This window comes from Pseudomonas viridiflava (assembly GCF_003702045.1).
GTDB lineage: Bacteria > Pseudomonadota > Gammaproteobacteria > Pseudomonadales > Pseudomonadaceae > Aquipseudomonas > Aquipseudomonas viridiflava_C.
The window spans coordinates 63328-90139 of the sequence record NZ_RBTP01000022.1 but is presented as its reverse complement, the minus strand read 5'-3'; the positions used below and the strand labels follow the sequence as shown (position 1 = coordinate 90139).

Sequence of the window (26812 nt, the reverse complement as noted above, 5' to 3'; positions counted from 1 at the left end):
AGGTAAAGCTCTCAAGGACTGCGTCGAAGGTTAAATGCTGATGCGCAATTCGCCACTTGGCTGCGAATTGACGCTCAGTTGCTTGATGATCGCCTCCTGCAATCGGCTGCACAGTTGCGGATCGGACAAAGGGTGGTTGTCGGCGTCGGTGATAAAGAACACGTCTTCCACTCGCTCCCCAAGTGTCGCAATCTTGGCATTCTGCAGTGACAGGTCGAACTCCAGAAAAATCTTGCCGATGCGCGCCAGCAGGCCCGGACGGTCTGGTGCAAGCAGTTCGAGCACCGTAACCGGACGCTGCGCATCGTTATGAATCGTCACTTGCGGCGCAAAGGCAAAATGCTTGAGTTGCCGGGGGACGCGCCGTTTGATGATGGTCGGGTAATCGTCCGGATTGCGCAGCGCTTCGGTCAGGCCTTCGCGGATTTCCTGAACGCGTACCGGGTTGTCGCCAATCGAACCGCCTTCGTTGTCCAGCACAATATACGTATCGAGCGTGAACTTGCTGCTGGACGTAATGATGCGTGCGTCGTGAATGTTCAGGTTCAACTGGTCCATTGCCGCCACGGTCACCGCAAAGAAGTCATGCTGGTCGGGCGCGTAGATGAAGATCTGCGTACCGCCTTCGAATTCCCGCTGCGTGGTTTCCTTGATCAGGACCAGCGGGCCACCATCGGCGGGCTGTTGCAGGATTGCATCGCTGTGCCAGGCCACGTCACCGGCGGTGTGGCGCAGGAAATAGTCGTCGCCCAATGCTGACCACAGTTGCTCGACATCATCGGGGTCGGTGCCGTTTCGCACCAGAATGTCCAGTGCAGCGATTTGCGTGCGGCGAATCTGTTCTTCGCGGTCGACCGGGTTTTCAAGGCCGCGGCGCAGGGCGCGTTTGGTTTCGGTGTACAGCTGGCGCAGCAGGCTGGCGCGCCACGAGTTCCAGAGCGTCGGGTTGGTTGCGTTGATATCGGCCACGGTCAGCACATACAGGTAGTCCAGATGCACTTCATCACCGACGAACTGGGCGAAGTCATGAATGACCTGCGGGTCGGAGAGGTCCTTGCGCTGCGCGGTGGTCGACATGACCAGGTGATTGCTCACCAGCCAGACGATCAGCCGGGTGTCCCAGGCGGGTAGATGGTGACGGGTGCCAAAGGCTTCGGCATCCACAGCGCCCAGCTCGGAGTGATCACCGCCACGGCCCTTGCCGATGTCGTGATACAGACCGGCCAGGTAGATCAGTTCAGGTTTCGGCAGGCGGCCCATGATCTTGCTGGCCAGCGGGAATTTCTCCGACACCTCGGTGTACTGCAGTTTGCGCAGATGCTTGATCAGATTCAGCGTGTGCGCATCCACCGTATAGATGTGGAACAGGTCATGCTGCATCTGCCCGACGATGTGGCCGAATTCCGGAAGGTACAGACCCAGGATGCCGTAGCGGTTCATGCGCCGCAGGTTGCGATGAATGCCGATTTCGCACTTGAACAGCTCGATGAACAGGCTGGTGTTGCGAATGTCGTTGCGGAAATCGTCGTTGATCAGGTGCCGGTGTTCACGCAGCAGGCGAATGGTGTCGGCGCGTACGCCCTTGATCTCCGGGTGCTGGGCCATCAGCACGAAAATCTCGATCATGGCGAACGGGGTGCGCTTGAATACGTTGGGGTGCGTGGCTTCTATATAACCGTCATGCAGCTGGAAGCGTGAATTGAGCGGTTGGGGTGTACCACTGTCGTCGGAGAGGATGACTTCTTCGAAGTGCTGGATGATCAGGTCGCTCAGCTCGGCGATGCTCATCACCACGCGATAGTACTTCTGCATGAAGCGTTCTATGGCGAGCTTGGCGTCGTTGTCCTGATAGCCCAGCAGATCGGCGATGCTTCGCTGGTAATCGAACAGTAGGCGGTCTTCGGAGCGTCCTGCCAGCATGTGGAGGGCGTAACGCACTTTCCACAGGAATTCCTGGGACGAGGCGAGCAGGTTGTTTTCACTCTCCAGCAGAAAGCCTTCACCTGCCAGGGCGTGCAGGTTCAGAGTGCCGTACTGACGCCGGGCGACCCAGAGTATCGTCTGGATATCCCGCAGCCCGCCGGGGGAGCCCTTTACGTTGGGCTCAAGGTTATATTCGGTGTCGTTGTACTTGTGGTGGCGGCTTTTCTGCTCGGCACGCTTGGCCAGGAAGAAGTCCTTGCTTGGCCACATATGGCGCGGGCTGGTCACTTCGAGCATGCGCTGACGCAAACGCTCGGGACCGGCAATGGTGCGGCTTTCCATCAGGTTGGTGATGACGGTGAGATCGGCCAGGCCTTCCTGAGCGCATTCATCCACCGAGCGCACGCTTTGTCCGACTTCAAGGCCGATGTCCCACAGCAGGGTCAGAAACCGCTCGATGGGCTCGCGAAAGATTTCGTGATCGGCGCTGTCCAGCAGAATCAGCAGGTCAATGTCGGAGTAGGGGTGCAATTCGCCCCGGCCATAGCCACCCACCGCCAGAAGTGCGATGTCTGCGTCTTCGCTCCAGTCGAACTGATCCCATGCCTTGCACAGGATATTGTCGACGAACCAGGCGCGATCCTCGATCAGGCGACGTATGTCGCGGCCCGACCGGAAACGCTCGTCCAGCACTTCCCGTGCATTGCGGATGGCTTTCTTGAACGCAGCGATGGGGCTGGCTTTCAGCGCCAGTTCGGCCTGGAACTGGCCGCGGTCGAACAAATCGGGATCTACCTGCGGCATGGAGCGGCTTTCCTCGTGTCGGGCTGTTGAACGGTCTATCGATCACTCACGGCGATTTGTGTGCAATGGTGTCATCGCTGCGCAGGGTGAATATCTCGTACCCGTCAGCCGTCACCAGAATCGTATGCTCCCATTGGGCCGAGAGCTTGCGGTCCTTGGTGATCGCCGTCCAGCCGTCACCGAGGATTTTTGTATCGGCCTTGCCCTGATTGATCATTGGCTCGATGGTGAATGTCATCCCTTCGAGCAGTTCGATACCGGTGCCTGCCTCGCCAAAGTGCATGACTTGCGGCTCTTCATGAAACACCTTGCCGATGCCGTGACCACAGAACTCGCGAACCACGGAAAAACCGTTCTTTTCCGCATGCTTCTGAATAACGGCACCAATATCGCCCAGTTTTGTGCCAGGGCGAACGATCTCGATGGCTTTATAAAGGCACTCTTGGGTGACCTTCGACAGGCGCTCGGCCCACACCGGCACGGTGCCCACGTGAAACATCTTGCTGGTGTCACCGTGATAGCCATCCTTGATGACCGTGACATCGATGTTCAGCGTGTCGCCATTCTTGAGCTGCTTTTCCCCGGGAATGCCGTGGCAGACCACTTGATTGATCGAGGTGCAGATCGATTTGGGGAAGCCTTTATAGTTGAGCGGCGCAGGTATGGCCTTCTGTTCGTTGACAATGTAGTCGTGGCAGATGCGGTCCAGCTCTTCAGTGGTGACGCCGGGCTTCACATAAGGGCCGATCATTTCCAGAACGTCAGCGGCGAGACGACCGGCAATGCGCATCTTTTCGATGTCTTCAGGCGTTTTGAGGGTGATAGTCATACAGGGGCTCTCGGCATGTCGTGTGCGCGTTTTGTGCGCAAAGGCGCAATTCTACCAGACCGCCACGCAGCCGGTGGTCATCGCTTCCTTTATATGCACCCGCAGGGGATGCAAAGGTGTGGCGAAACAAGCACTTGATTACAGTTCCGTTCTCTTTCCTTTTGTGATATAAAATGCGCCGCTTTCCAAGGTCCGTCCTGGAAGCTTAAACCCACACACGTGTCGACACGATGACCTGGGTGCCTTTGGCTCATGCCACTGGTTGGTCATTGGGATACGTGGAGGCCTAACCCGACTTATCAAGGAACTATCATGTCCCAAGTCACCATGCGCGATATGCTGAAGTGCGGCGTTCACTTCGGTCACCAAACCCGTTACTGGAACCCGAAAATGGGTAAGTACATTTTCGGCGCGCGTAACAAGATTCACATCATCAACCTTGAAAAAACCCTGCCTATGTTCAACGAAGCGCTGACTTTCGTTGAGCGCCTGGCTTCGGGCAAAAACAAGATTCTGTTCGTCGGCACCAAGCGTTCCGCTGGCAAGATCGTTGCTGAAGAAGCAGCACGTTGCGGTTCGCCGTACGTCGATCACCGCTGGTTGGGCGGCATGCTGACCAACTTCAAGACCATCCGTCAGTCGATCAAGCGCCTGCGTGATCTGGAAGTTCAGGCTGAAGACGGTACGTTCGCGAAGCTGACCAAGAAAGAAGCCCTGATGCGCACCCGTGATCTGGAAAAACTGGATCGTAGCCTGGGTGGTATCAAGGACATGGGCGGTCTGCCAGACGCTCTGTTCGTTATCGACGTTGATCACGAGCGCATCGCGATCACCGAAGCCAACAAGCTGGGCATCCCGGTCATCGGCGTTGTCGATACCAACAGCAGCCCGGAAGGCGTTGACTACATCATCCCAGGCAACGATGACGCTATCCGCGCTATCCAGCTGTACATGGGTTCGATGGCTGACGCTGTCATCCGTGGTCGTAACAATGTTGCTGGTGGCACCGACGTATTCGTCGAAGAAGCTCCAGCTGCAGCAGCTGTAGAAGGCTGAGTAAAAACGCCTGGCGTTTACTCAGTACGCGAAAAGGGGGCTTAGCCCCCTTTTTGCCACCTAGGAAATGATTTGTTGGCAAGCGACGGTGGCGTGAGTGTCATGTGCCGCTGCCACCCTGAATTTTCAAGAATTGCACGCCCGGTTAGTCGGGTGGAATGGTTGAAGACCTATCCAAGAGGATTTTGAAATGGCAGAGATTACTGCAGCGTTGGTCAAAGAACTGCGCGAGCGTACCGGCGAAGGCATGATGGATTGCAAAAAAGCCTTGACCAAGGCTGGCGGCGACATCGAAAAAGCAATCGACGACATGCGTGCTTCCGGCGCCATCAAGGCCGCCAAGAAAGCAGGCAACGTTGCTGCTGAAGGCGCTATTGCTATCAAGGACGACGGCAAGGCTGCCGTTCTGATCGAAGTCAATTCGCAGACCGACTTCCTGGCTTTGCAGGAAGACTTCAAGGCATTCGTTGCTGCCAGCGTCGAAAAAGCCTTCGCTGACAAGCTGACCACCGTAGAGCCGCTGATCGCTGCTCAGGAAGAAGCGCGTCTGGCGCTGATCGCCAAGACCGGTGAAAACGTCAACATTCGCCGTCTGGTGCGTGTTGAAGGCGACGTCCTGGGTTCTTACCTGCACGGTAACAAGATCGGTGTTGTGGTTGTCTTGAAAGGCGGCGACGCTGATCTGGCCAAAGACATCGCCATGCACGTTGCTGCAAGCAACCCTGAATTCCTGCTGCCTTCGGAAGTTTCTGCTGAAGCGATCGAGCGCGAGAAGGCTGTCTTCCTGCAACTGAACGAAGACAAGATCAAGGGCAAGCCTGCTGAAATCGTCGAGAAGATGGTTAGCGGTCGTATCACCAAGTTCCTGGCTGAAGCAAGTCTGGTTGAGCAGGCGTTCGTCAAGAACCCTGAGCTGACCGTCGGTGCTCTGGCGAAGAAAGCGGGTGCTGAAATCGTATCGTTCACCTACTTCAAAGTAGGCGAAGGCATCGAGAAGCCAGTCGACAACTTCGCTGAAGAAGTCGCGGCTCAAGTAGCTGCAAGCAAGAACTAAGACGGTTCTTCATGCTGTTGCCCCAAAGAGGCTGCCCGCTCACGCGTGCGGCCTCTTTGTCGAAAGAGATAGGAATTTTTTCCTTGGAGAAAGCGCTCATAAGGCTGCATTCTCCCGACGCTCATGGAGCGTCAAGCTAGAGTAAGCGCAGGCTTCATATAGCCCGCACAGATTTTTTTCAGAAAACGCCGCAGGAGAGATTCGCAATGGCTCAGCAGGGCAGTGGTTATCAGGCTCGCTATAAACGCATTCTACTCAAGCTTAGCGGCGAGGCCCTCATGGGCTCGGAAGAGTTCGGCATCGATCCCAAGGTCCTGGACCGGATGGCGCTCGAAGTCGGCCAACTGGTCGGTATCGGTGTTCAGGTCGGGCTGGTTATCGGTGGCGGCAACCTTTTCCGTGGTGCCGCATTGAGTGCAGCGGGCATGGACCGGGTAACCGGCGATCACATGGGCATGCTGGCCACTGTGATGAACGCGCTGGCCATGCGCGATGCGCTGGAGCGGGCTAACATCACCGCTATCGTGATGTCCGCCATCTCAATGGTGGGTGTGACGGATCATTACGATCGTCGCAAAGCCATGCGTCACCTGAGCGCCAAGGAAGTGGTGATCTTCGCGGCAGGTACGGGCAATCCGTTCTTCACGACAGATTCGGCTGCCTGCCTGCGAGCAATCGAAATCGACGCTGATGTGGTGCTCAAAGCGACCAAGGTCGATGGCGTATACACGGCAGATCCGTTCAAAGACCCCAATGCCGAGAAGTTCGATCATCTGTCTTACGATGAAGTGCTGGATCGCAAGCTGGGTGTCATGGATCTTACGGCCATTTGCCTGTGCCGCGACCACAAGATGCCGTTGCGTGTCTTCAACATGAACAAACCCGGTGCCCTCCTTAATATTGTCCACGGTGGCGCCGAAGGAACCCTGATCGAGGAAGTTCAACAATGATCAACGAAATCAAGAAAGACGCTCAAGCGCGCATGCAGAAATCCCTCGAATCTTTAAGCCATGCCTTTGGCCAGATTCGTACCGGCAAGGCCCACCCCAGTATTCTGGGTAGCGTGATGGTGCCTTACTACGGCGCCGACACCCCTTTGAGCGGTGTGGCCAACGTCACTGTGAAAGATTCTCGCACCCTGCAGGTCGTGGCTTTCGAGCGCAACATGCTGGCAGCCGTCGACAAGGCGATCCAGAGCGCGGGTCTTAACCTCAATCCGACCAACCTGGGTGAGATGCTGCTGATTTCCATGCCGGCTCTGACCGAGGAGACGCGCAAGGGCTTCACCAAGCAGGCACGCAGTGCTGCTGAAGATGCTCGCGTTGCCGTGCGTAACATTCGCCGCGATGCTTTGGGTGACCTGAAAAAGCTGGTCAAGGATAAGGAAATCAGCGAAGACGAAGAGCGTCGTGCCGCTGCCGATATCCAGAAGCTGACCGACAAGGCTGAAGCAGATATCGATGCTGCAACCAAGGCAAAAGAAGCAGACCTGATGGCCGTATAGGGTTCGGGGCGCTTTAATGGAAAAGACAAAACCGACCGGGCCGTCTTCGGTGCCGCGCCACGTTGCGATCATCATGGATGGCAACAACCGTTGGGCCAAAAAACGCCTGTTGCCAGGCGTGGCGGGTCACAAGGCGGGCGTTGATGCCGTGCGTGCAGTGATCGAAGTCTGTGCGGAAGCCAAGGTCGAAGTGCTGACACTGTTCGCGTTCTCCAGTGAAAACTGGCAGCGCCCGGCCGATGAGGTTGGCGCGCTGATGGAACTGTTCTTCACGGCGTTGCGTCGTGAGACCAAGCGCCTGAATGAAAATGATATCAGTCTGCGAATCATCGGTGATCGCTCACGCTTTCATCCCGAGCTTCAGGCGGCAATGCGTGAGGCTGAACTGCGCACCGCAGGTAATAGCCGTTTTGTGCTGCAGATCGCTGCCAATTATGGTGGCCAGTGGGACATTGCGCAGGCTGCCCAGCGACTCGCGCGTGAAGTCCAGGCCGGTCATCTGCAGCCGGAAGACATCACTGCGCAGTTGTTGCAGGCTTGTCTGGCCACGGGTGATCTGCCGTTGCCGGATCTCTGTATCCGCACGGGTGGTGAACGCCGCATCAGCAACTTCCTGCTTTGGCAGCTGGCTTACGCCGAGCTGTATTTCTCCGACCTGTTCTGGCCGGACTTCAAACACGATGCCATGCGCGCTGCGCTGGCTGATTTCGCTTCTCGCCAACGTCGCTTCGGTAAAACCAGCGAACAGGTAGAAGCTGGAGCCCGGGCTTAATGCTGAAACAACGGATCATCACGGCACTCATTCTGTTGCCGATTGCCCTTTGCGGCTTCTTCCTGCTGACGGGTGCCTACTTCGCACTGTTCATCGGCTTCGTGGTCGTGCTGGGCGCTTGGGAGTGGGCCCGACTGGCAGGCTTTGCCGGGCAGTCGATGCGCCTCGGGTATGCCGCGGTGGTGGCTGTCCTGCTTTTTCTTATGTATCTGCTGCCGGGGCTTGAGCCTTGGGTGCTGGTCGCGGCGGTCATCTGGTGGGCGGTGGCAACGTTCCTGGTGCTGACGTATCCCGATTCCAGCGAATACTGGGCGAGCGCGGCGTGCAAACTGGTGATCGGTCTGCTTATCCTGCTGCCTGCCTGGCAAGGGCTGGTGTTGATCAAGCAGTGGCCGCTGGGCAACTGGTTGATCCTTGCGGTCATGGTGCTGGTCTGGGCTGCCGATATCGGTGCGTATTTCTCCGGCAAGGCCTTTGGCAAACGCAAGCTGGCGCCGAAAGTGAGTCCGGGCAAAAGCTGGGAAGGCGTCTACGGAGGTCTGGTCGTCAGTCTCGGCATCACGGCAGCAGTGGGGATTTCTCGTGACTGGACGGTTGCCCAGTTCATTGTCGGTCTGCTGGGTGCCGCTGTGGTGGTGTTCATTTCGGTGATCGGCGATCTGACTGAAAGCATGTTCAAGCGTCAGTCCGGCGTCAAGGACAGCAGCAACCTGCTTCCAGGGCATGGTGGTGTGCTGGACCGTATTGACAGCCTGACCGCCGCTATTCCCGTTTTCGCCGTACTGCTATGGGCTGCGGACTGGGGTGTGATGTGAGTCGCCCGCAGCAGATTACCGTTCTGGGTGCAACGGGTTCGATCGGGTTGAGTACGCTGGATGTGGTTGCCCGGCACCCGACGCTTTACCAGGTCTTCGCTCTGACGGGGTTTACTCGCCTGAATGAGCTGCTGGCATTATGTGTCAGGCACACGCCGCAGTTTGCCGTAGTGCCTGAGCAGACAGTTGCGCGCAAGCTGCAGGATGATCTTGCGGCTGCCGGCCTCGACACCCGCGTACTGGTAGGGGAGGAGGGGCTTTGTGAGGTCGCTGCTCACCCTCAGGTCGATGCCGTCATGGCTGCGATTGTAGGGGCAGCGGGTCTGCGTCCGACGCTGGCTGCGGTTGAGGCTGGTAAAAAGGTGCTGCTGGCCAACAAGGAAGCGCTGGTCATGTCTGGCGCCCTGTTCATGGACGCTGTCCGCGCGAGCGGTGCGGTTCTGTTGCCCATCGACAGCGAGCACAACGCGATTTTTCAATGCCTGCCTGCCGATTTTGCGCGTGGCCTTGGCGCCGTTGGCGTCAGGCGTATCATGCTGACGGCGTCTGGCGGTCCGTTTCGCCAGACGCCTTTGGCTGAATTGCAAAAGGTCACCCCCGATCAGGCATGTGCCCATCCGGTGTGGTCGATGGGGCGCAAAATTTCCGTTGACTCCGCCACCATGATGAACAAAGGGCTTGAGCTGATCGAGGCCTGCTGGTTGTTCGATGCTCGTCCCTCTCAGGTGGAGGTCGTCATTCATCCCCAGAGCGTGATCCACTCGTTGGTGGATTATGTAGATGGTTCGGTTCTGGCTCAGTTGGGCAATCCCGACATGCGTACGCCAATCGCCAATGCCCTGGCGTGGCCTGCACGTGTAGAATCCGGTGTGGCGCCGCTGGACCTGTTTCGTATCGGTCAGCTCGATTTTCAGAAGCCCGACGAAGAGCGCTTCCCTTGCCTGCGTCTGGCCCGGCAGGCGGCGGAGGCGGGTGGAAGCGCCCCGGCGATGCTCAATGCCGCAAACGAAGTCGCAGTGGCGGCGTTTCTGGGCGGGCGTATTGGTTATCTCGAGATTGCCGCTATCATCGAGGACGTGCTCAATCTAGAGCCGGCGGGTCAGGTCAACGACCTCGAAGCGGTGTTCGCGATCGATGGCCGGGCTCGAGTCCTGGCCAGCCAATGGCTTGAGAGATGCGGGCGCTGAAGCCGCAAGGCCTCAGTGAAACGATTGAAGGGCTGCGTGACGGGCAGGTCCCGAAGCATGCGATGATCAACACACTTGCCGACGAGTCGGTATCCGGAGAAAGTCGATGAGCGCGTTATACATGATTGTCGGCACCCTGATTGCGTTGGGCGTGCTGGTCACCTTCCACGAATTCGGTCACTTCTGGGTGGCCCGTCGCTGTGGGGTCAAAGTCCTTCGGTTTTCCGTAGGCTTCGGTACGCCGCTGGTGCGTTGGCACGATCGTCAGGGGACCGAGTACGTGGTCGCCGCCATTCCGCTGGGTGGCTACGTCAAAATGCTCGATGAGCGTGAAGGCAACGTACCGCCCGAGCTGGCCGATCAGTCATTCAATCGCAAGACGGTTTATCAGCGCTTCGCCATCGTCGTCGCGGGGCCTACGGCAAATTTCCTGTTGGCCATTGCGTTCTTCTGGGTGCTGGCCATGATGGGCAGTCAGCAGGTTCGCCCGGTCATTGGTGCGGTCGAGGCTGGCAGCATTGCCCAGCGCGCCGGGCTGGTTGCGGGTCAGGAAATTCTCTCCATTGATGGCGAGCCGGTTTCGGGCTGGTCGGCTGTCAATCTGCAGCTCGTTCGCCGTTTGGGCGAAAGCGGTACGATCACAGTCAAGCTCAGGGAGCAGGATTCGACGGTTGATACCTCTCGTGAGCTGGTTCTGGATAACTGGCTGAAAGGCGCTGAAGAGCCTGACCCGATCAAATCGCTCGGTATTCGTCCGTGGCGCCCCTCGTTGCCACCTGTGTTGGCCGAACTCGATCCTAAAGGCCCTGCCCAGGCTGCGGGCCTGAGAATGGGCGACCGTCTGGTGTCGGTTGATGGTCAGCCTCTCAATGAATGGCAGCAGGTGGTCGACTGGGTCCGTGAGCGCCCGGGGGCCAAAGTGTCGTTGCGTATCGAACGCGACGGCGCGCAACTGGATGTGCCGGTCACGCTTGCTGAAAAAGGTGAGGGCAAGGCGGCCGCAGGTTACCTGGGTGCAGGGGTCAAGGGTGTAGACTGGCCTGCCGAAATGGTCCGCGAGGTCAGCTACGGTCCTTTTGCCGCGATGGCAGAGGGCGTGAAGCGTACTTGGACCATGAGTGTGCTGACGCTGGATTCGCTCAAGAAAATGTTGTTCGGTGAGCTGTCGGTAAAAAACTTGAGTGGACCGATAACCATTGCTAAAGTGGCGGGCGCTTCGGCCCAGTCGGGCATCGGAGACTTTCTCAACTTCCTCGCTTATCTGAGCATAAGCCTTGGGGTTCTGAATTTATTGCCTATTCCCGTGCTGGATGGCGGGCATTTGCTGTTTTATCTGATCGAGTGGGCGCGTGGTCGTCCCCTTTCGGAAAAGGTTCAAGGTTGGGGGGCGCAGATCGGTATCAGTCTGGTGGTGGGCGTTATGTTGCTCGCGCTGGTCAACGATCTGGGTCGACTGTAAAGCGTTGCCGAGTTGCGAATCTGCCGCATTTTGCGGCAGTTTGTTTATTGCCAGTTGGAATAAGAAAGGACTTCATGAAACGTCTGCTGCTAACTGCGGTTCTTGCCGCACTGATGATCGCTGAAGTTCACGCCGAGTCCTTCACCATCTCCGATATCCGTGTCAATGGCCTGCAGCGGGTTTCCGCCGGCAGCGTCTTTGGTGCACTGCCGCTCAACGTAGGCGAGCAGGCGGATGACGGTCGTTTGGTCGATGCCACTCGTGCGTTGTTCAAAACCGGCTTCTTTCAAGATATCCAACTGGGTCGCGATGGCAACGTACTCGTTATCTCCGTCGTCGAGCGTCCTTCCGTTGCGAGCATCGAGATCGAAGGCAACAAGGCGATCTCCACCGAAGACCTGATGAAGGGCCTGAAACAATCGGGTCTGGCTGAAGGTGAAATTTTCCAGCGCGCCACCCTTGAAGGCGTGCGTAACGAGCTGCAGCGCCAGTATGTGGCCCAAGGGCGCTACTCGGCTGAAGTGGCCGCCGAAGTCGTGCCGCAGCCGCGCAACCGCGTCGGTCTCAAGATCAACATCAATGAAGGCACCGTTGCGGCCATTCAGCACATCAACGTCGTGGGCAACACCGTGTTCCCTGACGAGGATCTGATTGACCTGTTCGAGCTCAAGACTTCCAACTGGCTTTCCTTCTTCAAGAACGACGACAAGTACGCCCGTGAGAAACTGTCCGGCGACCTGGAACGTCTGCGTTCGTACTACCTCGATCGCGGCTATATCAACATGGATATCGCCTCGACTCAGGTTTCTATCACGCCTGACAAGAAAAACGTGTACATCACCGTCAACGTCAACGAAGGCGAGAAGTACAGCGTCAAGTCGGTCAAGCTCAGCGGTGACCTGAAGGTTCCGGAAGATCAGATCAAATCCCTGATGCTGGTTCAGCCGGGTCAGGTGTTTTCGCGCAAAGTCATGACCACGACCTCCGAGCTGATCACCCGTCGCCTGGGTAACGAAGGCTATACCTTCGCCAACGTCAACGGTGTGCCAACACCGAACAACGAAGATCACACTGTCGACATCACCTTCGTGGTCGATCCCGGCAAGCGTGCCTACGTGAACCGCATCAACTTCCGTGGCAACACCAAGTCTGCGGACGAAGTGCTGCGTCGCGAAATGCGCCAGATGGAAGGTGGCTGGGCGTCGACTTATCTGATCGATCAGTCCAAGACTCGTCTGGATCGCTTGGGTTTCTTCAAGGAAGTCAACGTCGAAACGCCGCCGGTGCCAGGCACCGACGACCAGGTTGATGTGAACTACGCAGTGGAAGAGCAGGCGTCCGGCTCCATCACCGCTAGCGTGGGCTTCGCACAGAGTGCCGGCCTGATCCTGGGTGGTTCGATCAGTCAGAACAATTTCCTGGGTACAGGTAACAAGGTCAGCATCGGTTTGACCCGTTCCGAATACCAGAGCCGTTACAACTTCAGTTATGTAGATCCGTACTACACGCCGGATGGCGTGAGCCTGGGTTACAACGCGTTCTATCGCACCACTGACTATGATGATCTTGATGTTGACGTAGCGAGCTATGCGGTTGACAGCCTCGGTGCAGGCGTGAGCCTCGGTTACCCGATCAGCGAGACGTCGCGTCTGACCTATGGCTTGACGGTGCAGCAGGACGAAATCAAGACAGGTAATTACACCGTCGATGAAATCTTCGATTTCCTTGAAAAGGAAGGCGACAAGTTCCTGAACTTCAAGGCGTCAGTGGGCTGGTCTGAATCCACACTCAATAAAGGTGTGTTGCCGACTCGGGGTCATTCTCAGAGCCTGGTGCTTGAGTCGACACTGCCTGGCAGCGACTTGTCGTTCTTCAAGCTTGACTACCGTGGTCAGTATTTCCACCCGCTTTCTGACAATTACACGTTACGCTTGCACACCGAGTTGGGTTATGGCGACGGCTACGGTTCAACGTCAGGCCTGCCTTTCTATGAGAACTACTACGCCGGTGGCTTCAATTCGGTTCGGGGCTTCAAGGACAGTACTCTTGGCCCGCGGAGTACGCCAAGTAGAGGTGCTGCCAATGGCGGCAGACCAGGAACGATCGAGGACCCGGATCAGGATCCGCTGCCGTTCGGTGGCAACGTGCTGGTTCAGGGTGGCGTAGAGCTGATGTTCCCTCTGCCTTTCGTTAAAGATCAGCGTTCACTGCGGACCTCTGTGTTCTGGGACGTGGGTAATGTTTTCGACAGTAATTGCGATTCCAGTAGGACGCGCAATGGTCAGCGTGTTGAATGCAACAACGTCGACTTCTCTGGTATGGCCAGTTCCGTCGGTGTGGGTGTGACCTGGGTCACCGCTCTCGGTCCTTTGAGCTTCGCCTTGGCGATGCCGATCAAGAAGCCGGATGACGATTCCGAAACCCAAGTATTCCAATTCTCCCTGGGTCAGACCTTCTAAGCGTCTGATCTGTGATAACGCAACGAATTCTGTAGGAGTTGTATTGTGCGTAAGTTGACTCAATTGGTACTGCTGGCCACCGTTCTGGTCGCGAGCCCTGCTTTTGCTGACATGAAAATCGCTGTGCTGAACTATCAGATGGCGCTGTTGGAATCCGATGCTGCCAAGAAATACGCTGTGGATGCCGAGAAGAAGTTTGGCCCGCAACTCACCAAGCTGAAAAGCCTGGAAAGCAGCGCCAAGGGTATCCAGGATCGTCTGGTGAGCGGCGGCGACAAGATGGCTCAGCCTGAGCGCGAGCGTCTTGAGCTTGAGTTCAAGCAGAAAGCCCGCGACTTCCAGTTCCAGTCCAAGGAACTGAACGAAGCCAAGGCCGTCGCCGACCGTGAAATGCTCAAGCAGCTCAAGCCAAAGCTGGACCAGGCTGTTGAAGAAGTCATCAAGAAAGGTGGTTTCGATCTGGTGTTCGAGCGCGGTGCGGTGATTGACGTCAAGCCTCAGTATGACGTTACTCGCCAGGTCATCGAGCGCATGAATCAGCTGAAGTAATATGAGCGCAACTATCAAACTCGGCCAATTGGCCGAGTTCCTGAATGCCACGGTGCGTGGCAGCAAGGACAAGGACATTACAGGGCTGGCCACTTTACAAGAGGCTGGCCCTGATCAGATCAGTTTCCTGGCCAATCCCCAATACCGCAAATTCCTGGTCGATACCCAGGCCGCTGCCGTGCTGCTCAAGCCTGCAGATGCCGACAGTTTCGCCGGTGACGCGTTGTTGGTGCCGGATCCTTACCTGGCCTATGCCCGAATCTCCCACCTTTTCGATCCCAAGCCCAAGGCTGCTGCCGGCATTCATCCGACAGCAGTGATCGCTGACGATGCTGTGGTCGACCCGGCCGCCAGCATCGGTGCCTTCGCCATCGTCGAAAGCGGTGCACGGATTGCGGCGCATGTCACCGTAGGTGCGCACTGCTTCATCGGTGCTCGTTGCGAGATCGGAGAGGGTGGCTGGCTGGCACCCCGTGTGACGCTTTACCACGACGTACGCATTGGCAAGCGTGTGGTCATTCAGTCGGGGGCCGTGCTGGGCGGGGAAGGTTTCGGCTTTGCCAATGAAAAAGGCGTCTGGCAGAAGATCGCTCAGATCGGCGGTGTGTCCATTGGCGACGACGTGGAAATCGGCGTGAATACCGCCATCGACCGTGGCGCGCTGGCGGACACCCGAATCGGTAACGGGGTCAAGCTGGATAACCAGATTCAGATCGCGCACAACGTCCAGATTGGCGATCACACGGCAATGGCTGCCTGTGTCGGTATCTCTGGAAGCACGAAAATTGGCAAGCATTGCATGTTGGCAGGTGGCGTTGGGCTGGTCGGTCATATCGACATTTGTGACGGTGTTTTCATCACCGGCATGACGATGGTGACTCACTCGATCACCGAGCCAGGCTCCTATTCGTCGGGCACTGCGATGCAGCCTGCCGCCGAGTGGCGCAAGAGTGCAGCGCGGCTGCGCAAGATCGATGACATGGCCCGGCGTCTGCAAAAGCTGGAAAAGATGGTCGAAACCGTGACCAACGCCGGTAATCCTCCATCTGATGGCTGATACCTTTTTAATATCAAGCGTGCACAGTCGATAAACTGCCTCCTTGATGTAGAGGGGTGCTGCGCCGTCGCGACGCACCCCTAATCTTTACTACAGGCTTCCCCTCGAAATGATGGACATCAAAGAAATTCGCGAATACCTGCCTCATCGTTATCCGTTCCTGTTGGTGGATCGCGTCACGGAACTGGACATCGAGAACAAAACCATTCGCGCCTATAAGAATGTCAGTGTCAACGAGCCTTTCTTCAATGGTCACTTTCCTCAGCATCCGATCATGCCGGGCGTGCTGATCATCGAGGCGATGGCGCAGGCGGCAGGGATTCTGGCGTTCAAGATGCTGGATGCCAAACCGTCCGACGGCACCCTCTATTATTTCGTGGGCTCGGACAAGCTGCGGTTCCGTCAGCCGGTTCTGCCGGGCGACAAGCTGGTACTGGAAGCCAACTTCCTGAGCTGCAAGCGCCAGATCTGGAAATTCGAATGCAAAGCCACTGTTGAAGGTAAAGCGGTATGCTCCGCTGAAATCATCTGTGCGGAACGCAAGCTATGAGTTTGATTGACCCTCGCGCAATCATCGATCCGACGGCCGTCCTGGCTGACAATGTGGAGGTCGGCCCTTGGTCGATCATCGGACCCGGTGTGGAAATTGGCGAGGGTACAGTGGTCGGTCCTCATGTCGTCCTCAAGGGGCCGACACGGATTGGCAAGCACAACCGCATCTACCAGTTTTCTTCGGTAGGCGAAGACACGCCCGATCTCAAGTACAAGGGTGAAGAGACGCGTCTGGTGATTGGCGATCACAACGTGATTCGCGAAGGCGTGACGATTCACCGTGGCACCATTCAGGACCGCGCTGAAACCACCTTGGGCGATCACAACCTGATCATGGCGTATGCCCATATCGGCCACGACAGCGTGATCGGAAATCATGTGATTCTGGTCAATAACACCGCTTTGGCTGGACACGTTCATGTCGATGACTGGGCGATCCTTTCAGGTTTCACCCTGGTGCATCAGTTCTGCCACATCGGTGCGCACAGCTTTTCCGGTATGGGCACTGCCATCGGCAAGGATGTTCCTGCATTCGTGACCGTATTCGGCAACCCGGCCGAGGCACGCAGCATGAATTTTGAAGGCATGCGCCGTCGTGGGTTTTCCGAAGAGGCGATTCATGCGCTGCGCAGGGCGTACAAGACCGTTTACCGCCAGGGTCTGACGATCGATCAGGCCGTTGCAGAGTTGGCCGAGCCTGCTGCGCTCTTTCCTGAAGTCGCGGTGTTTCTCGAGTCGATTCAGGCTTCGACCCGCGGCATCACCCGCTAATCATGGCCAGGCTATTGCGTATCGCGCTGGTGGCTGGCGAGGCCTCGGGCGACATTCTCGGTTCCGGCCTGATGCGTGCGATCAAAGCGCGTCACCCTGACGTCCAGTTCATCGGCGTCGGCGGTCCGCTCATGGAAGCGGAGGGTATGCAGTCGTATTTCCCTATGGAACGCCTCTCGGTCATGGGGCTGGTGGAAGTACTGGGTCGTCTGCGTGAATTGCTCGCCAGGCGCAAGCTGCTGGTCCAGACCCTGATCAATGAGCAGCCTGATGTCTTCATCGGTATTGATGCTCCGGATTTCACCCTCAATATCGAACTTCAACTGCGTCGCGCAGGGATCAAGACCGTTCATTACGTCAGCCCGTCGGTATGGGCGTGGCGTCAGAAGCGTGTGCTCAAGATTCGCGAGGGTTGCGATCTGATGCTGACCCTGTTGCCGTTCGAAGCGCGTTTTTACGAAGAGAAAGGCGTGCCGGTTCGTTTTGTCGGGCATCCGCTTGCCGACACGATTCCCTTGGAATCCGACCGTGCGGCGGCCCGCTCCGAGCTTCGATTGCCGGGAGAGGGGCCTGTCGTTGCCTTGATGCCGGGCAGCCGTGGCGGTGAGGTGGGCCGGTTGGGCGCCTTGTTCTTCGAGGCTGCCCAGCTTCTTCTGGCACAGCGCCCGACCATGCGTTTCGTGCTGCCCTGTGCCAGCCCGCAGCGGCGGGCCCAGATTGAAGAGCTGCTGCAGGGGCGCGACCTGCCTGTCACGCTGCTCGATGGACAGTCGCATGTTGCGTTGGCCGCTTGCGATGCCGTGTTGATCGCGTCCGGCACGGCGACCCTGGAGGCGTTGTTGTACAAGCGTCCGATGGTGGTTGCCTATCGTCTCGCGCCAGTTACCTTCTGGATACTCAAGCGGCTGGTGAAAAGCCCCTACGTTTCACTGCCCAACCTGCTGGCTCAGCGCCTTTTAGTGCCTGAATTGCTGCAAGACGCGGCCACCCCCGAGGCGTTGGCGCAAACGCTGTTGCCTTTGATCGACCAAGGGCAGGCGCAAACCCAAGGTTTTGACGAGATTCACCGGACGTTGCGCCGCGATGCCTCCAATCAGGCTGCCGATGCGGTATTGAGCCTGCTTGGGCAAACGTCACCACTGTGAGTAAGCCGATGATACAAACAGGTCTGGATTTCACGCTGGTCGAAGATCTGGTCGCAGGTGTCGATGAAGTGGGCCGAGGACCGCTGTGCGGAGCTGTTGTGACCGCTGCAGTCATTCTTGACCCGGCCAGACCGATTCTTGGCCTCAACGACTCCAAGAAGCTGACCGAGGCCAGGCGCGAGAAGCTGTTCGATGAAATCCAGGAAAAAGCCTTGTGCTGGTTCATTGCCCGGGCTGAAGTCGAGGAAATCGACGACTTGAACATCCTGCACGCGACGATGCTGGCCATGAAGCGTGCCGTGGAAGGGTTGAGCATTACCCCCAAGCTTGCCCTGATCGACGGCAATCGCTGTCCGCAGCTGTCCGTGCCGTCCGCGCCCGTGGTGCAGGGCGACGCCAAGGTGCCGGCAATTGCGGCGGCATCGATTCTTGCCAAGGTCAGTCGCGATCGGGAAATGGCCGCCTTCGAACTCATTTATCCGGGCTATGGCATGGGTGGCCACAAGGGTTACCCCACGCCTGTGCATCTGGAAGCCTTGGCACGACTGGGGCCGACACCGATTCATCGGCGTTCTTTCGCGCCGGTTCGCGCCGCCCATGAAGCGCGTGCGGCCATGATGATGGCGCAGGTTTCCTCATCGATCGGATTGCTGCAGGACTGACGTTTCAGTCAGGGCTCGCTACAATCGCGTCCTCGTTTTTTGTTTACGCGCTATAGGATCACCATGCCGGCTTCTTTCGTTCATCTACGCCTGCACACCGAATACTCACTGGTTGATGGTCTGGTCCGGGTCAAACCGTTGATCAAGGCGTTGACCGGCATGAACATGCCTGCCGTGGCGGTGACCGATCAGAACAACATGTGCTCGCTGGTCAAATTCTATAAGGCGGCGCAGGGTGCGGGCATCAAGCCGATCTGCGGCGCCGATCTGTGGCTGGCAGGCCGCGACGAAGATGCAGCGCTCAGCCGTATCAGCCTGTTGGTCATGAACGCTCAGGGTTATCGCAACCTGACCGAGTTGATTTCTCGCGGTTTTATCGAAGGCCAGCGCAACGGTCAGATCGTCATTCAGCGTGAGTGGGTCGCCCAGGCGAGTGACGGTCTGATCGCGCTGTCAGCAGCCAAGGAAGGCGAGATTGGCATGGCGTTGCTCGGCGGTAATCCGGGCGAGGCTGACGAGCTGCTGCGTGAGTGGATGGAGGTGTTTGCGGATCGTTACTACATCGAAGTGCAGCGCACCAACCGCGCCAACGATGAAGAGCACCTGCACGCCGCCGTTGCCCTGGCTGACCGCCACGGCGCGCCGCTGGTCGCGACCAACGATGTGCGTTTCATCAAGCAAACCGATTTCGAGGCACATGAAACCCGCGTCTGCATCGGCGAAGGTCGCGCACTGGACGACCCTCGGCGTTCGCACAACTACAGCGATCAGCAGTACCTGAAAAGCCCGGAAGAAATGGCCGAGCTGTTCAGCGACCTGCCCGAGGCACTGACCAACAGCGTCGAAATCGCCAAGCGCTGCAACATCGACGTCAAGCTGGGCACGCACTTCCTGCCTAACTTCCCGATCCCCGATGGCATGACCATTGATGAATATTTCCGCAAGGTTTCGTTCGACGGCCTGGAGGAGCGCCTGTCGGTCCTGCTGCCCAAGGACACCACGGAAGATTACGAGGCCAAACGCCAGGTCTATGTTGACCGGCTGAATTTCGAACTGGATATCATCATCCAGATGGGATTCCCCGGTTACTTCCTGATCGTGATGGACTTCATCCAGTGGGCCAAGAGCAACGGCGTGCCTGTAGGTCCTGGTCGTGGGTCGGGTGCCGGCTCGCTGGTTGCCTATGTGCAGAAGATTACTGACCTTGACCCGCTGGAATACGACCTGCTGTTCGAACGCTTCCTGAACCCGGAGCGGGTGTCGATGCCGGACTTCGACGTCGACTTTTGCATGGACGGTCGTGACCGGGTCATCGACTACGTGGCCGAGAAGTACGGCCGCAACGCGGTCAGCCAGATCATCACCTTCGGTTCAATGGCCGCGAAGGCTGTGGTGCGGGACGTGGCGCGGGTTCAGGGCAAGTCCTATGGGCTTGCGGATCGCCTGTCGAAAATGATCCCGTTCGAAGTCGGCATGACGCTTGAGAAGGCCTACGAGCAGGAAGAAATCCTGCGTGACTTCCTCAAGGTCGATGAGGAAGCGGCTGAAATCTGGGAAATGGCCCTCAAGCTTGAGGGGGTCGTGCGTAACGTGGGCAAGCACGCCGGTGGCGTGGTGATCGCCCCTACCAAACTGACGGATTTCTCGCCAATCTACTGCGACGAGGCCGGTGACGGTCTGGTAACCCAATTCGACAAGGATGACGTCGAGGCGGCAGGTCTGGTGAAGTTCGACTTCCTCGGTCTGCGAACCCTGACCATCATCGACTGGGCGCTGAAAACGATCAATCGTGACCGCGCCAAGGTCAACGAAGCGCCGCTGGACATCGCGTTCATCCCTCTGGATGACATGCCGACCTACCAGCTGTTGCAGCGCGCCGAGACGACAGCCGTGTTCCAGCTCGAGTCGCGAGGCATGAAAGAGCTGATCAAGAAGCTCAAGCCGGACTGTCTGGAAGACCTCATCGCTCTGGTGGCCCTGTTCCGTCCGGGCCCACTGCAATCGGGCATGGTTGACGATTTCATCAACCGCAAGCACGGACGTGCCGAGCTGTCCTATCCGCACGTGGATTACCAGTACGAAGGTTTGAAGCCCGTGCTGGCACCGACCTACGGCATCATCCTGTATCAGGAACAGGTGATGCAGATCGCTCAGGTCATGGCCGGCTATACCCTTGGCGGGGCAGACATGCTGCGTCGTGCAATGGGTAAAAAGAAGCCCGAGGAAATGGCCAAGCAGCGTGGCGGTTTCATCGACGGCTGCAAGACCAACAACATTGATCCGGATCTTGCCGGTAACATTTTTGACCTGGTGGAGAAATTCGCCGGTTACGGTTTCAACAAGTCTCACTCCGCCGCCTACGGCCTGGTTTCATACCAGACCGCCTGGCTGAAGACTCACTACCCGGCGCCGTTCATGGCGGCCGTGTTGTCAGCGGACATGCACAACACCGACAAGGTCGTGACCCTGATCGAGGAAGTGCGCACGATGAAGCTGCGTCTCGACGCGCCCGACGTGAACACTTCCGATTTCAAATTCACGGTCAGTGATGATGGCCGGATTCTGTACGGTCTAGGTGCGATCAAGGGCGTGGGTGAAGGACCGGTCGAGGCAATCACCGAAGCTCGCCTGAACGGGCCGTTCAAGGACCTGTTCGATTTCTGCGCCCGTGTCGACCTCAAGCGCGTCAACAAGCGGACCCTCGACGGTCTGATCCGCAGCGGTGCACTGGATCGGCTCGGTCCGTACTTCGAGCTAGAACCCAAGGCCTATCAGGCCAACATCGACCGTAACCGCTCGGTGTTGCTCGCTGCGCTGGAAGAGGCCATTCAAGCGGCCGAGCAGACCGCGCGCAGCCGGGACAGCGGCCACTCGGACCTGTTTGGCGGGCTGTTCGTTGAAGAAGACGCCGACGTCTACGCCAATCACCGCAAGACCCGCGAGCTGAGCCTCAAGGATCGTTTGCGTGGTGAGAAGGAGACCCTGGGGCTTTACCTGACGGGTCACCCGATCGACGAATACGAAGGCGAGATTCGCCGATTCGCACGCCAGCGCATCATCGACCTCAAGCCAGCCCGAGATACCCAAACGGTGGCAGGCCTGATCATTGCGCTACGCGTGATGAAGAACAAGAAGGGCGACAAGATGGGATTCATTACCCTGGATGACCGCTCTGCACGTATCGAAGCTTCGCTGTTTGCCGAAGCGTTTCATTCGGCTCAGTCGCTGTTGCAGACCGATGCTATGGTGGTGGTTGAAGGCGAAGTGAGTAATGATGACTTCTCCGGCGGCTTGAGGCTGCGTGCCAAGCGCGTCATGAGTATCGAAGATGCGCGAACCAATCTGGCCGAAAGCCTGCGAGTGACGGTGCATGCCGACGCGCTCAAGGGCGACCGGCTGCGTTGGCTCGGCGATCTGTGCAAGCGCCATCGCGGCGCCTGTCCGATCACGGTGGACTACACCGGTAAGGATGCCAAAGCGTTACTGCAGTTCGGAGAAGCATGGCGGATTGATCCGGCAGACAGCTTGATTCAAGCTCTGCGTGACCAGTTCGGGCGTGAGAACGTCTTTCTCCAGTATCGCTGAACGCCGCAGGCCCGACCTGCGCTCAGCCCTGAATTTAAATTCGACCTGACCGCGCCTGTTTCCAGAGGAAAAGGCGCAGACGGATCAACCGGCCGGCCTCTTGGCCGTCGACCCAAGACGGATGCCTATGAACCCGAATTTTCTTGATTTCGAACAGCCGATCGCTGACTTGCAAGCCAAGATCGAAGAACTGCGCCTGGTGGGTAACGATAACTCGTTGAACATCGGCGACGAGATCGCCCGACTGCAAGACAAGAGCCGGACACTCACCGAAAGTATCTTCAGCAACCTGACCAGTTGGCAGATTGCGCGCATGGCGCGTCATCCCCGTCGTCCGTATACGCTGGATTACATTCAGAACATCTTCACCGAGTTCGATGAGCTGCATGGCGACCGCCACTTCTCTGACGACGCGGCCATCGTGGGCGGCGTAGCGCGCCTGGAAGGCCAGCCGGTGATGGTGATCGGTCACCAGAAAGGCCGCGAAGTGCGGGAGAAGGTACGTCGAAACTTCGGCATGCCCCGCCCAGAGGGTTATCGCAAGGCCTGCCGCCTGATGGAGATGGCCGAGCGTTTCAAGATGCCGATCCTGACGTTCATCGATACACCGGGCGCCTACCCAGGCATCGACGCTGAAGAGCGCAACCAGAGCGAGGCGATTGCCTGGAACCTGCGCGTCATGGCGCGTCTGAAAACCCCAATCATCGCCACGGTTATCGGCGAAGGTGGTTCAGGTGGTGCATTGGCCATCGGCGTGTGCGACCAGTTGAACATGCTGCAGTACTCCACCTACGCGGTTATCTCGCCGGAAGGCTGTGCATCGATTCTTTGGAAGACGGCCGAAAAGGCTCCCGATGCCGCCGAAGCAATGGGCATTACGGCCGAGCGCCTCAAAGGCCTGGGTATTGTGGACAAGGTCATCACCGAGCCGCTGGGCGGCGCACACCGCGACCCGGTTGCAGCATCCGCCTCGATTCGTGAAGAGTTGAGCAGCCAGTTGGCGATGCTCAAGAAGTTCGACAACGACGCACTGCTGACCCGCCGTTACGATCGCCTGATGAGCTACGGCTTGTAAGAAGAGCGTGAAGAGGGCGCTGTGTTTCCGGCGCAGTGTTCTCTTCCGGCTGAGGCAAGCGCTGGGCAGTGGGAGGCCCCACCACATCTTGACGTAGCGGTGTCGCGCAGCAAGCACCGGACCGTGGGAGCGGACTTGTCCGCGAACACTGCATTCAAGTCGCTGAATCGTCGTCGGATGCACCGCCCTTTTCGCGGACAAACGGAACGCCCCCCGGGGTCCGCTCCCACGATCACTGCACGACAGTGCGACGTCAGAAGCCTGGGCTCCCACGCTTTATGTGTTGCCCGGCATGAATGAGCTTATCAATGACCCATCCAAGCCATAGCGGTCATGATCTATCCTCCAGGCTTCTTAAAGTCCTGGCGCCCTGGCGCGACGCGCCTGTCTGGCATGTCGGTTTCTCCGGTGGCCTCGACTCTACTGTTCTGCTGCATCTTCTGGCTCGGCTCGCCACTCATGAACGTCTGCCTGACCTGAAAGCGATTCATGTTCATCACGGTTTGCAGGCTGTTGCCGATGGCTGGCCGGAGCATTGTCGGCAGGTCTGTCAGTCACTCGACGTACCGTTTCAGATCATGACCGTAACGGTAGAGCCGGGCGCCAGTCTTGAACAGGCAGCCCGGCAGGCGCGTTACGCGGCGTTTTCCCAGCGGCTGGGCGAGGGAGAGGTGCTGCTGACCGGTCAGCATCGCGACGATCAAGCTGAAACCCTATTGTTTCGTCTGATGCGCGGTGCAGGTGTGCGAGGCCTCGCGGCGATGCCTGAGTCTCGTGATCTGGGACAGGGGTATCTGGTCAGGCCGCTGCTTGACTGTCCGCGTAGCGAACTTCAAAGCTATGCCCGCGAACACGGTCTGAACTGGATCGAGGACCCCAGCAACGTCGACATCCGGTTTTCGCGTAACTTCCTGCGCGCACAGGTCATACCGTTGCTGACCTCCAGATGGCCGCAGGCCGTTTCCGGCATGGCGCGCACAGCCCGTCATCTCGGCGAAGCCCAAGAGCTTTTGGGAGAGCTTGCCGAGCAGGATCTGGCCGACGCCCAAGCCATCACGCCGTTTGCCTGGCTCGGCCTGCCCGTGTTGGCTATAGGGCCTCTTGCCGGTTTGTCCGCGGCTCGACAACGCAACGCGCTGCGTCACTGGCTGACACCGCTGACCCGTTTGCCGGACACCGATCACTGGTCGGGCTGGAGCACCTTGCGAGATGCGGGGGAGGGCGCGCAGCCGATATGGCGTTTGACCGACGGCGAAGTGCATCGCACGCAGGGGCATCTGTGGTGGTTGTCGGAGCCTTGGCTTGGCAGGGTTGAAGGAGCCCTGAACTGGGTGGACCCGCGCCAGCCATTGAACCTGCCCGGTAACGGGCAGCTCTGGATACAGGGTGATGCGCCAGAAGGGCCGCTTCTCGTGCGTTATCGGCAGGGCGCTGAAGTCCTTCATGTTGCCGGACGCGGTCATCGCGATCTCAAACGCTTGCTCAACGAGCGCGGTGTGCCTTCGTTCATCCGCGGCAGATTGCCGCTGCTGTACCGCGAAGACCGGTTGCTGGCGGTGGCGAACCTGCCCGGACTGGACGCTTCGGCCAATGGAAGCTGGCAATTATGCTGGCTGCCGCCGACGAGCGACCAAAGTTTGAGCTGAAAGGGCCTTTCAGGTAGACTACGCTCCCTTCTTGATACAGCTTCTGTTGGTTCTTTTGAAACAACATGAGTTGCCGGTTACCAACCAGTGTTTGCTGGGCGATTTCTTAAAATGTGACGCGTAATAGGCAGGCTTTCGGCCGGTCGGTTCCAACGCAGCAGTTTCGGGAGTGCACCGTGAATTTTGTCGGTAATCGGGGGCTTCGGCCTTCCTTCGCTTTCCCCGGCGGCTCTGACCGCTTTAACGCAGACTTCTAGGGTTTTTCATGACGCGCTACATCTTCGTCACGGGCGGTGTTGTTTCTTCATTGGGGAAAGGCATTGCCTCGGCTTCATTGGCGGCCATCCTGGAGGCGAGGGGGCTTAAGGTCACCATGCTCAAACTGGATCCCTACATCAACGTGGACCCAGGCACTATGAGCCCGTTCCAGCACGGTGAAGTGTTCGTCACTCACGACGGCGCTGAAACCGACCTGGACCTTGGTCACTACGAGCGGTTCATCCGCACCACCATGACCCAGAACAACAACTTCACCACCGGCCGTGTTTATGAACACGTCCTGCGCAAAGAGCGCCGTGGTGATTACCTGGGCGCGACCATTCAGGTCATTCCGCACATCACCGACGAGATCAAGCGCCGCATCATCAAGGGTGCAGGCGATGCCGAGGTGGCGTTGGTCGAAATCGGCGGTACGGTCGGTGATATCGAGTCGCAACCGTTTCTTGAAGCCATTCGCCAGCTGCGTTTCGAAGTCGGCGCACGCCGCGCGATGCTGATGCACCTGACGCTGGTCCCGTACATCGCCACCGCAGGCGAAACCAAGACCAAGCCGACGCAGCATTCGGTCAAGGAACTGCGTTCCATCGGTCTGCAGCCGGACATTCTGGTGTGCCGCTCCGATCACCCGATCGACAACTCGTCGCGTCGCAAGATCGCTCAGTTCACCAACGTCGAAGAGCGTGCGGTGATCGCACTGGAAGACGCCGACACCATCTACAAGATCCCTGGCATCCTGCACTCGCAGGGGCTGGACGATTTCGTCGTCGAGCGCTTCGGTCTGCAATGCGGCGGTGCCGATCTGTCCGAGTGGGACAAGGTCGTCGATGCCAAGCTCAACCCTGAACACGAAGTCACCATCGCGATGGTCGGCAAGTACATGGAACTGCTCGACGCCTACAAGTCGTTGATCGAGGCCATGAGCCACGCCGGTATCACTAACCGCACCAAGGTCAACCTGCGCTACATCGATTCCGAAGACATCGAGAACCAGGGCACCGGTCTGCTCGAAGGCGTGGACGCGATTCTGGTTCCGGGCGGTTTTGGTCTGCGCGGCGTTGAAGGCAAGATCACCGCCGTTCAGTTCGCACGTGAAAACAAGGTGCCTTACCTGGGGATTTGCCTGGGTATGCAGGTGGCGGTCATCGAGTTCGCACGTAACGTGCTGGGCTGGAAAGATGCCAACTCCACCGAGTTCGACCGCACCAGCGCACACCCTGTCGTGGGTCTGATCACCGAGTGGGAAGACGCGACCGGCGCTGTGGAAACCCGTACCGAAAGCTCCGACCTGGGCGGCACGATGCGTCTGGGTGCGCAGGAATGCCAACTGGAGTCCGGTTCGCTGGTTCACGATTGCTACAAGAACGATGTGATCGTCGAGCGTCATCGTCATCGTTACGAAGTGAACAACAACCTGCTGCCACAACTGATCGAAGCCGGCCTGAAGATTTCCGGTCGTTCCGGTGATGGCGCGCTGGTCGAAGTGGTCGAGGCGCCTGATCATCCGTGGTTCGTGGCCTGCCAGTTCCACCCGGAGTTCACTTCCACGCCGCGTGACGGTCATCCGCTGTTCAGCGGTTTCGTCAAAGCTGCGCTGGCTCAACGTCAAAAGAACGCCTGACAGGGATATCG

At 58.2% G+C, this 26812-nt stretch carries 21 protein-coding genes; 19 read left to right on the top strand and 2 right to left on the bottom strand.

The window, feature by feature from the left end; genetic code table 11:
* Positions 1-30: 30 nt before the first annotated feature.
* Positions 31-2727 carry a [protein-PII] uridylyltransferase gene (locus ALP40_RS08450; protein ID WP_122207842.1) on the bottom strand — a complete coding sequence of 899 codons (2697 nt, stop codon included), beginning with the start codon at positions 2725-2727 and terminating at the stop codon, positions 31-33.
* A 46-nt stretch (positions 2728-2773) separates the two neighbouring features.
* Entirely contained in the window at positions 2774-3556 is a 783-nt protein-coding gene (map, locus tag ALP40_RS08445) for a type I methionyl aminopeptidase (protein WP_122207841.1), read from the bottom strand.
* Positions 3557-3868: 312 nt separating this feature from the next.
* Here map and rpsB point away from each other — a divergent pair, with 312 nt between their 5' ends.
* The 19 genes from rpsB to ALP40_RS08350 all read left to right on the top strand — a co-directional run bounded on the left by rpsB (position 3869) and on the right by ALP40_RS08350 (position 26801).
* Complete coding sequence (rpsB, locus tag ALP40_RS08440; protein ID WP_122207840.1) at positions 3869-4612, top strand: 30S ribosomal protein S2; 744 nt, start codon at positions 3869-3871, stop codon at positions 4610-4612.
* A gap of 190 nt (positions 4613-4802) precedes the next feature.
* Positions 4803-5666, top strand: a complete 864-nt coding sequence (gene tsf / locus ALP40_RS08435; RefSeq protein ID WP_122207839.1) for a translation elongation factor Ts — start codon at positions 4803-4805, stop codon at positions 5664-5666.
* Positions 5667-5872: 206 nt separating this feature from the next.
* Positions 5873-6616 (top strand): UMP kinase, encoded by a 744-nt coding sequence (pyrH, locus tag ALP40_RS08430; protein ID WP_024686172.1) that lies wholly within the window; start codon positions 5873-5875, stop codon positions 6614-6616.
* Entirely contained in the window at positions 6613-7170 is a 558-nt protein-coding gene (gene frr, locus ALP40_RS08425; protein WP_073164004.1) for a ribosome recycling factor, read from the top strand. The genes pyrH and frr overlap by 4 nt, the downstream gene beginning before the upstream one ends.
* Before the next feature lie 16 nt (positions 7171-7186).
* Positions 7187-7942, top strand: coding sequence for a polyprenyl diphosphate synthase (gene uppS / locus ALP40_RS08420; RefSeq protein ID WP_122207838.1), 756 nt, complete (start codon positions 7187-7189; stop codon positions 7940-7942).
* The gene (locus ALP40_RS08415) at positions 7942-8757 is read left to right on the top strand and encodes a phosphatidate cytidylyltransferase (RefSeq protein WP_122207837.1); all 816 of its coding nucleotides are present in this window, start codon (positions 7942-7944) and stop codon (positions 8755-8757) included. Before uppS ends, ALP40_RS08415 begins: the two co-directional genes overlap by 1 nt.
* On the top strand, positions 8754-9944 hold the full coding sequence (ispC, locus tag ALP40_RS08410) for a 1-deoxy-D-xylulose-5-phosphate reductoisomerase (RefSeq protein WP_122207836.1): 1191 nt from the start codon (positions 8754-8756) through the stop codon (positions 9942-9944). Before ALP40_RS08415 ends, ispC begins: the two co-directional genes overlap by 4 nt.
* 106 nt (positions 9945-10050) lie before the next feature.
* Entirely contained in the window at positions 10051-11403 is a 1353-nt protein-coding gene (gene rseP, locus ALP40_RS08405) for a sigma E protease regulator RseP (RefSeq protein ID WP_122207835.1), read from the top strand.
* A gap of 74 nt (positions 11404-11477) precedes the next feature.
* Complete coding sequence (bamA, locus tag ALP40_RS08400; RefSeq protein ID WP_122207834.1) at positions 11478-13862, top strand: outer membrane protein assembly factor BamA; 2385 nt, start codon at positions 11478-11480, stop codon at positions 13860-13862.
* A 45-nt stretch (positions 13863-13907) separates the two neighbouring features.
* Positions 13908-14411, top strand: a complete 504-nt coding sequence (locus tag ALP40_RS08395; RefSeq protein ID WP_002554721.1) for an OmpH family outer membrane protein — start codon at positions 13908-13910, stop codon at positions 14409-14411.
* A 1-nt stretch (position 14412) separates the two neighbouring features.
* Entirely contained in the window at positions 14413-15468 is a 1056-nt protein-coding gene (lpxD, locus tag ALP40_RS08390; RefSeq protein ID WP_122207833.1) for a UDP-3-O-(3-hydroxymyristoyl)glucosamine N-acyltransferase, read from the top strand.
* Positions 15469-15577: 109 nt separating this feature from the next.
* Entirely contained in the window at positions 15578-16018 is a 441-nt protein-coding gene (gene fabZ / locus ALP40_RS08385; protein ID WP_122207832.1) for a 3-hydroxyacyl-ACP dehydratase FabZ, read from the top strand.
* Complete coding sequence (lpxA, locus tag ALP40_RS08380) at positions 16015-16791, top strand: acyl-ACP--UDP-N-acetylglucosamine O-acyltransferase (protein WP_122207831.1); 777 nt, start codon at positions 16015-16017, stop codon at positions 16789-16791. Before fabZ ends, lpxA begins: the two co-directional genes overlap by 4 nt.
* A 2-nt stretch (positions 16792-16793) precedes the next feature.
* Complete coding sequence (gene lpxB / locus ALP40_RS08375) at positions 16794-17936, top strand: lipid-A-disaccharide synthase (RefSeq protein ID WP_122207830.1); 1143 nt, start codon at positions 16794-16796, stop codon at positions 17934-17936.
* An 11-nt stretch (positions 17937-17947) separates the two neighbouring features.
* On the top strand, positions 17948-18598 hold the full coding sequence (gene rnhB, locus ALP40_RS08370; protein WP_181113912.1) for a ribonuclease HII: 651 nt from the start codon (positions 17948-17950) through the stop codon (positions 18596-18598).
* Positions 18599-18661: 63 nt separating this feature from the next.
* On the top strand, positions 18662-22183 hold the full coding sequence (dnaE, locus tag ALP40_RS08365) for a DNA polymerase III subunit alpha (protein WP_122207828.1): 3522 nt from the start codon (positions 18662-18664) through the stop codon (positions 22181-22183).
* Between the two features lie 127 nt (positions 22184-22310).
* The gene (locus tag ALP40_RS08360; RefSeq protein WP_122207827.1) at positions 22311-23258 is read left to right on the top strand and encodes an acetyl-CoA carboxylase carboxyltransferase subunit alpha; all 948 of its coding nucleotides are present in this window, start codon (positions 22311-22313) and stop codon (positions 23256-23258) included.
* A 308-nt stretch (positions 23259-23566) separates the two neighbouring features.
* Positions 23567-24904, top strand: coding sequence for a tRNA lysidine(34) synthetase TilS (gene tilS, locus ALP40_RS08355; RefSeq protein ID WP_122207826.1), 1338 nt, complete (start codon positions 23567-23569; stop codon positions 24902-24904).
* A 265-nt stretch (positions 24905-25169) separates the two neighbouring features.
* The gene (locus tag ALP40_RS08350; protein ID WP_122207825.1) at positions 25170-26801 is read left to right on the top strand and encodes a CTP synthase; all 1632 of its coding nucleotides are present in this window, start codon (positions 25170-25172) and stop codon (positions 26799-26801) included.
* Positions 26802-26812: the final 11 nt, after the last annotated feature.